Source organism: Candidatus Contendobacter odensis Run_B_J11 (genome assembly GCF_000531125.1).
Lineage (GTDB): Bacteria > Pseudomonadota > Gammaproteobacteria > Competibacterales > Competibacteraceae > Contendibacter > Contendibacter odensensis.
In genome coordinates this window covers 23474-31034 of the sequence record NZ_CBTK010000059.1, presented here as the reverse complement: position 1 = coordinate 31034, position 7561 = coordinate 23474, and the positions used below count along the sequence as shown (strand labels likewise).

Here is a 7561-nt window from a genome sequence, read left to right as displayed (position 1 = left end):
CACATGGACTTTCAGTCCGTTACTTCAACCCACCGGCTTTCAGCCGGTGGTTGTTGAGTTTCGCCGCTCTTCAAAATCTACCCAAACCTGCATGTGCAACCTGCGCAGGATGCGCTGTACGAAAGGAAGCGCAGCGCAGTCTCGCTGGTCACCGCTGATCCATCTTGCGATTGCGAGTACGGTTTGAAACTCGGAGCAAAAATACCGCATAGCTTGTGTAGCTTGGCCAAAATGCCCCACCCTGCAAATCATCGGACTTGCGCAAAAAAGCCGCGTAGCTGAAAAATCGGATAGGGCGGTCTAACCTACTGAGTTGGCGGAGAGGGTGGGATTCGAACCCACGTGGGGCGGCTAAGCCCCCATCCGATTTCGAGTCGGCGCCGTTGTGACCGCTTCGGTACCTCTCCGGTAAGAATCGCTTGGAGCGAATGCGGAAGAGCATTATATTCTACCGTATCAGGAAATTTTGCCAATCCCCTAATGGCGGCCTGATACCGAAAGATCGTCCAAGCTGAAAGCATTCGTACCCACTGCTGCGATGAAACCGACACTCCGCACGACTGATCCCCTATTTCCTGACGGGCTACCCGCGCCAGATTCCGACGACGCGGATTCCGTAGCTTTTCATATTGGCTTGCTCAACTGGCTCAAGCACTTTGCCCTATACCTCGGCGTGGTGGCGATGGCCTGTTTGATTGGTCTTTATTTCCTCTGGAAAATCCCGGTTCCGCAAGATCCGGAGCAACTGTTCAAGAGTGTTGGCGACACTTCCAAGCCTAGAACTCTGACAGCGGTTATGGTGCCATCTCCGGCACTAACCCAGATCCCGGCTATCACCTCTCCTCCGGTTCCCAGCCCGCCGCCCACTCCCACCAATGCGGAGATTACCCCCGTCTCACCGCCGGTCCCCGGCACCGAGACCACTGACGATCCCAATGTGGCGCCGCCCCTTCCTGAACCGCAAGCGACCCTGCCGGATAATCAAACCGATCCTCCGGTTGAGGTACTCACCCCCACAACGCCGCAGATGGAAATTGAGAAACTGCTGGCGGATGCCCAACAGCAAATCAGCAACCGTCGGTTTACTGCGCCCGCCAGTGGTAACGCTTTAAGCACCTACCGGCGTGTTCTGGAAATCCAGCCCGACCAACCTGCTGCACTCGAAGGCATCCAGGGCATCGCTGCCTATTACCGGGACGCCGCGCAGCAAAGTCTGCAACAGGGGCGGCTGGATGAAAGTCTGGGCTATATCAATCGAGGATTGCGGGCGACGCCCAAAAACGACGCATTGATCAACCTGCGTCAGGAAGCGCGACGAGCCAAGCAGCGTGAGCAGGAGGAGCGGCAAGCCTTGCGAGAGGAGATACAGCGCCGGCAGGACGAACAGTCGCGATTGGAACCATCGCGCCAGGATCAGGAGCAACAACAACCCTGGTGGCGACAACCCGCTCAAACCCAGGAAAGTGGATTTAACCAGCGCTGAGCAGCGCGTCTGCGCCGGCATCCGACTTACCTCGGCGGGCGCGGAAAAAATCCCGCAACAACGCGCCACACTCCTCGGCCAAGAGGCCACCTGTAACCTCGGCGCGGTGGTTGAGTCGCTCCGTCTGCAAGATATTGAACACGCTGCCCGCAGCTCCGGCACCGGGATCGGTGGCGCCAAACACCACCCGTCCCACCCGCGCATGGATCATGGCGCCGGCGCACATCGCACACGGTTCCAAGGTTACGTACAGCGTACTGTTCACCAACCGGTAGTTGCCCAGCCGGGCCGCCGCTGCCCGCAACGTCACCATCTCGGCATGAGCTGTCGGATCGCAACTGCTAATGGGTCGATTCCAACCCTCGCCCACTGCCTCGTTATCCAGCACCAGCACCGCCCCCACCGGCACTTCGCCCGCCGCCGCCGCTCGCCGCGCCAAAGCCAGTGCCCGGTGCATCCAGTAGTCATCTTGCTCGTCCACCGACGTCATTCCCACTCAATCGTGGCTGGCGGTTTGCCGGAGATGTCATAGACCACCCGCGAAATACCGGACACTTCGTTGATAATCCGCAGCGATACCCGATCCAGAAAGTCATAGGGCAAATGCGCCCAGCGGGCAGTCATGAAATCTATGGTTTCCACCGCTCGCAACGCGATGACGTAATCGTAGCGGCGGCCATCGCCCATTACTCCCACCGATTTGACCGGCAGAAATACCGCGAATGCCTGACTGGTCTGATTGTACAAGTCGGCTCGGCACAGTTCTTCGATAAAGATATGGTCAGCCTGGCGCAGCAGATCAGCGTAGTCCTTGCGCACCTCGCCGAGAATCCGCACTCCCAGCCCCGGCCCTGGGAATGGATGGCGGTAGACCATTGCGGAGGGCAGGCCGAGTTCCACGCCTAAGCGCCGCACTTCGTCCTTGAACAGTTCCCGCAACGGCTCGACCAGTTTCATTCGCATAGCCGCTGGCAAACCGCCGACATTGTGATGAGATTTGATGAGGTGGGCCTTGCCGGTTTTTGCGCCGGCCGATTCGATCACGTCCGGGTAGATGGTGCCTTGAGCCAGCCATTTGGCGTTTTTCAGCTTCAGCGCCTGCTCCTCGAAAATCGCCACGAACAGCCCGCCGATGATCTTGCGCTTCTGCTCAGGATCGATAACGCCGGCCAACGCATTCAGAAATCGCTGCTCTGCATCCACCCGGATCACCCGCACTCCAAGATGCTGACCGAAGGTGGTCATCACCTGATCGCCTTCATGTAAGCGCAGCAGGCCGGTGTCCACGAATACGCAGGTCAGTTGATCGCCGATGGCCCGGTGCAGCAGTGCGGCCACCACGGAAGAATCCACGCCACCGGATAATCCCAACAGCACTTCGTCGTCGCCCACTTGGGAGCGGACGGCAACGATGCTGTCCTCAATGATGTTGCCGGTGGTCCACAGCGGCGCACAACCGCAGAGGTCCAGCACGAAGCGACGCAGGATGCGTTCACCCTGGCGAGTGTGCGTCACTTCAGGATGGAACTGCACCCCGTACCAGCGCTGTTCCTCGTTCGCCATCCCAGCGATAGGGCAGGTCGCGGTGCTGGCAATACGCACGAAACCGGATGGTAAGGTGGTTACGCGGTCACCGTGACTCATCCACACGTCCAGCAGGCCATAGCCTTCCGGGCTGGCATGATCCTCGATGGCGCGCAGCAGTTCGGAATGAGCGTGAGCGCGGACTTGGGCATAACCGAATTCACGATGAGCGGAAGGCTCCACCTTCCCGCCAAGTTGCATCGCCATGGTTTGCATTCCATAGCAGATACCCAGCAACGGCACTTTCAAATCAAACACGACCTGGGGAGCGCATGGCCCGTCGGCCACGGTGGTGGATTCCGGGCTGCCCGATAGAATGATGCCGTGCGGGTGGAAGCCGTGGATCGCTGCCGAATCGGCATCGTAGGGGTAGATTTCACAATAGACCCCGATTTCGCGTACCCGGCGGGCGATCAACTGGGTGTACTGAGAACCGAAGTCGAGAATGAGAATGCGGTCGAGATGAATGTCGCGAGCGGTCATCATATTTTCCAAGCCGATTTTAATAGCACTACCGTTTCATCAGTACACAAACGGATTGCCCCAGATTACCCTTACCTCTCATTTCCCTGCCATCGTCCCACCTAACCACTTGACCCGATAAGTTAATATGGGGTTTATCGCCATCATTTATTTCCATGACTGATAAATTCAAATGTTCAGTCCATGCCTGAATAGCGTCCCTGCTGACAAATTGATTCAACACTTTATCAGGGCGCTGATCGATTAAAGAATTTTTAAATATAAACCAGTGACTTGGGATAGCAAATTCCAAGTAGGAAAAAATTATTTTGCCGTTAGGCTTTATTACTCTGCGAGCATCTTCAAGATACTGGAAGGTTTCTTCGTGCAAAAGATGCGTAAAGACAGAAAAAAAACATATAAAATCCGCTGAGTTGTCAGGTTCCGGGATTTTTAATCCCGGAGCGGCGTAAAATTTCCAATCAGGTCTGCTGCAGATACTTTCTGCATACTGGAACAATTCAGGAACCACATCAATACCGACATACAATCCAGACAGGTAACTTCTTAGCTGAGAAGCAAGCCTGCCGCTACCACACCCAACATCAACTACCGTGTCCACTGGCTTTAATCCTTGCTGAATTAATAGATAGTATTCCAGCAATCCTACCGCCTCAAAATCCCCTCCTACTGCCAGAGACATTGCTTTTTTTTCATCATTAAACTTTAATAACTCCTTGGTTTGTTTGCTATAGCTCTTTAAAAAATCAGGGATTTTCATATTCATTCGCCTAGTAAAACGATTGCTTGATATTTTCAAGCAATCATTTAGTTAACCCGGTAATTCGGCGCTTCTTTGGTGATGGTCACGTCGTGGACATGGCTTTCCCGCATCCCCGCACTCGTCACTCGGGTAAACAGCGGCCGAGTGCGCATTTCGTTCATATCCTGACAACCGACATAACCCATGCTGGAGCGCACCCCGCCCATCAATTGATTGATGATCGCCAGCACACTGCCTTTGTACGGCACCCGGCCTTCGATACCTTCCGGCACCAGTTTTTCCACCGCGCTGCCTTCCTGGAAATAGCGGTCACTGGAGCCGTGCTGCTGAGTCATCGCGCCGAGCGAACCCATACCGCGATAGGATTTGTAGGAGCGGCCTTGAAACAGTTCCACTTCGCCGGGTGCTTCCTCAGTGCCGGCGAACAGGCTGCCGATCATCACCGTATGCGCACCCGCCGCAATCGCCTTGGCCAGATCGCCGGAATAACGCACGCCGCCATCGGCGATCACCGGCACGTCGCAATCGCGTAGCGCCTCGGCGACATTGGCAACCGCGCTGATCTGCGGTACCCCGACCCCGGCGACGATGCGGGTGGTGCAGATCGAACCGGGACCAATGCCAACTTTGACCGCATCCGCACCTGCCTCAACCAGATCGCGGGCGGCAGCAGCAGTCGCGATATTGCCGCCGATCACCTGAACCTGTGGAAAGTGCTGCTTGACCCAGCGCACCCGGTTCAGCACATTCAGCGAATGGCCGTGGGCGGTATCCACCACGATCACGTCTACCCCGGCGTTCACTAGCGCGGTCACCCGGTCCTCAGTGTCGCCACCGGTGCCGACCGCCGCTCCGGCTCGCAGCCGACCCCATTCGTCTTTACAGGCGATGGGAAAATCGCTGGACTTCTGGATGTCCTTGACCGTGACCATCCCACGCAACTGGAAGCGGTCGTTGACCACCAGCAGCTTCTCAATCCGATGCTTGTGTAACAGGGTGACGATTTCCTCGCGGCTGGCTCCCTCCCGCACCGTCACCAAGCGTTCCTTGGGGGTCATGATGGCACTGACCGGGGCGTCCATGTTGTGCTCGAAGCGCAAATCGCGACTGGTCACGATGCCCACCAGATTCTCGCCGTCCACCACCGGCACCCCGGAGATGTGGTGGGCGCGGGTTAGGGCTACCACCTCGCGGATGCTGGTGTTAGGTGCAGTCACAATCGGATCGTTGATGACGCCGCTTTCGTACTTCTTGACCCGCCGTACTTCCTGCGCCTGTTTCTCGACCGGCATGTTCTTATGAATAATCCCGATGCCGCCTTCCTGCGCCAGGGCAATCGCCAGCCGCGATTCGGTGACGGTATCCATCGCCGCCGACACCAGCGGGATGTTGAGGGTGATAGCGCGGGTCAGTTGAGTTTTGAGATTCACGTCCTTGGGCAACACCGCCGAATAAGCAGGGAGCAGGAGAACATCATCAAAAGTCAGGGCTTCTTGAACGATACGCATGGCGTGGCCTTAAAACTTGAATAGAAATAAGCGGGTAATTATGATACTGGATAACTGAAAATAGTGTGAGAACTGCTAAAAATTGCACCAGACCCTATAGAAACCAAGACTTTCGCTAATAAACCTTGCGTCGTCATACCCGTGAAAACGGGTATCCAGTTTTTCAGCGAGTTACTGGATTCCCGCTGACGCGGGAATGACGGAAAGCGAACGTCCTGACTCTTATACTCATTTTCTGAGGACTTTGGACAAGAGTTGGATCCAGCCCTTTCAAGGTGCTCAGTTGATGGTTGACGTAACTGGCTGATTCTCTGTTACCCGACTCAGCCTAACATTGGGTTTGGCTAAGAAGAGGGTTCAAGGTTAAATTCAACTTATTGATTTTCAATGTTGTATTTTTACACCTTGAAAGGGCTGGAGTTGGATCTCTACCGATAGATTTGGAGGTGAATGATGAAAAAGCATACAGGCTTACTGTGCTTGGAAACCGCCCGGCAATCTCTGAAGCTGTTGGGAGCGGCCAGTCTGGTCGCTCTAGTGAGCGGAGGACCTTCCGCGTGGGCGGCAGCCGACGGCGCTGATCTAACCGCGCGCGGCGCTTACTTGGTGACGGCCTTTGGCTGCGCCGACTGCCACACCCCGATGAAAATGGGAGCCAAGGGACCCGATCCCGATCTCTCCCGCAACCTGTCCGGTCATCCTGAAACCATGAAGTTATCGCCGCCGCCCAAGGCGGATACCTCCTGGATCTGGTTCGGCGCCGCCACGAATACCGCCTACGCCGGTCCGTGGGGGATTAGTTACGCCAGCAATCTGACCCCGGATAAGGAAACCGGGTTGGGGGCCTGGAAAGCAGACGATTTCGTGCAAGCGATCAAAACCGGAAAACATGTGGGCGTCGCCCGACCGATCATGCCGCCTATGCCTTGGCCAGCACTCTCGCATCTGACCGAGGATGATCTGCGAGCGATATTCCAGTATCTGCAAACGGTGCCGGCCATCCGCAATCGGGTGCCCGATTATCAGCCGCCGGCCCAGTAAAGAGCGGGATGTTCCTGCTGCCTGAGAGATTGCTGCGCGAACAGCAGGAACCGCTCAGGAGATCGTGCGCAACGTAAAGGAAACCATCTGGCCCAATATCTTCTGGACTGCCGCATTAGCGGCCCGCGCCGCGCCGCCAGCGTCTTCACTGGGCGCCGGTTCCACCGCTTCGAACACCTGCGTGGACAACACATGCCCGCTCTTCATCTCCACTACCTTGATCCGCGCCGTTAATCGCACCCGGCTGGGTTGAGTCATGAATTCCTGTTGCAGCCGGATCACATCCACATCCACTCGCAGGTTGGCCAGCGCCGGCGCCGGCGGCGCGATCACCGCCTTGAACGCGCCGGTACTCTCGAACGCCCGCACCAGGATCGGCAACAACATCTTGGCCGGCGTGTCGCTCCAAATACTACCGTTGTAGTAATCCAGCTTCGGCGGCCCCTTGGTGTAGGCGATGCGGTTGGAATCGAACCCCGGTGCTGCTTTAGGCACCGTCACCAACAGGGTCTTACCGCTGGGTCGCCGCGCCGGGGTCGGCGCGAATACCCCTCCCTCCAGCAGATAAGCCTGTGGCGGCGGAGTTTGATCCTGCGGCAGAGTGCAACCTGCCAGCGCCAGCATCGTCCACAGCGCCCAATTCCTCCAACCTGATTTCAGGATCGGCCAGCCCTTCATTCCGTCAATCATTTGCATATC

Annotated in this window: 8 protein-coding genes and 1 tRNA gene; 3 read left to right on the top strand and 6 right to left on the bottom strand. The window is 56.7% G+C overall.

Annotated features, from left to right (window positions below; all coding sequences use genetic code 11):
• Positions 1-187: hypothetical protein (locus tag BN874_RS25375; protein WP_230314336.1), on the top strand; the 187-nt coding region annotated here is incomplete at its 5' end.
• Between the two features lie 127 nt (positions 188-314).
• Here the strand turns inward: BN874_RS25375 and BN874_RS05060 are convergent.
• Positions 315-407 (bottom strand) — tRNA-Ser (locus tag BN874_RS05060).
• Positions 408-538: 131 nt separating this feature from the next.
• On the opposite strand from BN874_RS05060, the gene BN874_RS05055 reads away from it, so the two are divergent.
• Positions 539-1483 carry a tetratricopeptide repeat protein gene (locus tag BN874_RS05055; protein WP_034431310.1) on the top strand — a complete coding sequence of 315 codons (945 nt, stop codon included), beginning with the start codon at positions 539-541 and terminating at the stop codon, positions 1481-1483.
• Here the strand turns inward: BN874_RS05055 and tadA are convergent.
• From tadA to guaB, 4 genes are read right to left on the bottom strand one after another with little or no spacing between them, the layout of a single operon-like run.
• Positions 1470-1973 carry a tRNA adenosine(34) deaminase TadA gene (gene tadA / locus BN874_RS05050; RefSeq protein WP_034431309.1) on the bottom strand — a complete coding sequence of 168 codons (504 nt, stop codon included), beginning with the start codon at positions 1971-1973 and terminating at the stop codon, positions 1470-1472. The two genes, BN874_RS05055 and tadA, sit on opposite strands and share 14 nt — an antisense overlap.
• Positions 1970-3550, bottom strand: a complete 1581-nt coding sequence (gene guaA, locus BN874_RS05045) for a glutamine-hydrolyzing GMP synthase (protein ID WP_034431308.1) — start codon at positions 3548-3550, stop codon at positions 1970-1972. Before guaA ends, tadA begins: the two co-directional genes overlap by 4 nt.
• Positions 3551-3578: 28 nt before the next feature.
• Positions 3579-4310, bottom strand: a complete 732-nt coding sequence (locus tag BN874_RS05040; RefSeq protein ID WP_034431320.1) for a class I SAM-dependent methyltransferase — start codon at positions 4308-4310, stop codon at positions 3579-3581.
• Between the two features lie 47 nt (positions 4311-4357).
• Entirely contained in the window at positions 4358-5821 is a 1464-nt protein-coding gene (guaB, locus tag BN874_RS05035; RefSeq protein ID WP_034431307.1) for an IMP dehydrogenase, read from the bottom strand.
• Between the two features lie 453 nt (positions 5822-6274).
• On the opposite strand from guaB, the gene BN874_RS05030 reads away from it, so the two are divergent.
• Positions 6275-6862: a c-type cytochrome gene (locus BN874_RS05030; RefSeq protein ID WP_034431306.1), complete on the top strand. Its 588-nt coding sequence runs from the start codon at positions 6275-6277 to the stop codon at positions 6860-6862.
• A gap of 54 nt (positions 6863-6916) precedes the next feature.
• On the opposite strand, the gene BN874_RS05025 is transcribed toward BN874_RS05030, so the two are convergent.
• Positions 6917-7552, bottom strand: coding sequence for an ABC-type transport auxiliary lipoprotein family protein (locus tag BN874_RS05025; protein ID WP_051497438.1), 636 nt, complete (start codon positions 7550-7552; stop codon positions 6917-6919).
• Between the last annotated feature and the right edge of the window lie 9 nt (positions 7553-7561).